Annotated in this window: 1 protein-coding gene; it reads right to left on the reverse strand. The window is 47.6% G+C overall.

The window, feature by feature from the left end:
• Positions 1 to 197: 197 nt before the first annotated feature.
• Positions 198 to 906, reverse strand: a 709-nt coding sequence (locus AC2A1E_RS24195) for a DUF6708 domain-containing protein (RefSeq protein ID WP_484385873.1), incomplete at its 5' end; no start/stop codon positions are given.

Raw genomic sequence — 906 nt, forward strand, 5'->3', positions numbered from 1 at the left:
GTCTGAAGTGTCGGGGTTTTCAGATATTCACCGTATTCATCAGAACCAAAACCCGACTTCAGATAAGAGTGGCCGCTGGTACCTCCAAAAACTGTCCCCAACATGGTGGGAGTCGGCCCCATAACTGCGCTGAGCTTCAGACCCAGTGTAAAATCTGGGTCTGTTTTATCCGGCCTGTACGCTCATTCAGATAATTTTTAATCCGGCGCAGTGGTTGATTCTTTGTCCAAAGCTTGCGGCCAATGGACGGTTTTAAAGGGAGTCCAGCTCCAGGGAATCTCTGTCAGTAGCGGTGCGGTCGGTACGGGTTTGGCCTGCATATAGTTGCAGCAATGGCTCCATAAGCCATAGGCGTCAAAAATGCTGCCGACGGACCAGGTCAACACAAATCGATCCACAACTTCGTAAGTGCCCGGTTTGCAAACAGCGCAGTAGACACGGTGCCCCCAGTCGACATGCCCGGCCATCAGCACCCGCTCAGCGTGAATATCTGCCCAGTCAAACACCTTAATCACCGCATGCCAACGTGACCAAGGGTTCCAACTACTACGCTGATATTCATAGACATACACTTTCTGCCGTTTGCGGTTAAAACGTACTGGTGCGCCTCGGGGCTCAAATAAAACCGATTTGAGACAAAAGATAAGGAATGATGAAAAAATAAAAATCGCTATTAAGCACATAAATAGCAATGCAGGAATAAAAACAACCCCTGGCGTGAAAGTAAAAGCAATAGCCATGACCAACGGTATTATTAGTATGAGTGCAAAAAACCATATCCCCCACCATCCATGATTTACATAGCGTGGAATCTCCATCCAGATATCATTAATCTTATTCACCTGGATAAGCTGCGGAGGATAACGCTGATCCTCTGCCAAATCTGGCAAATCCTCACTCCAGTTT

It is taken from the genome of Serratia sp. HNCC26DJ206, from assembly GCF_057180605.1.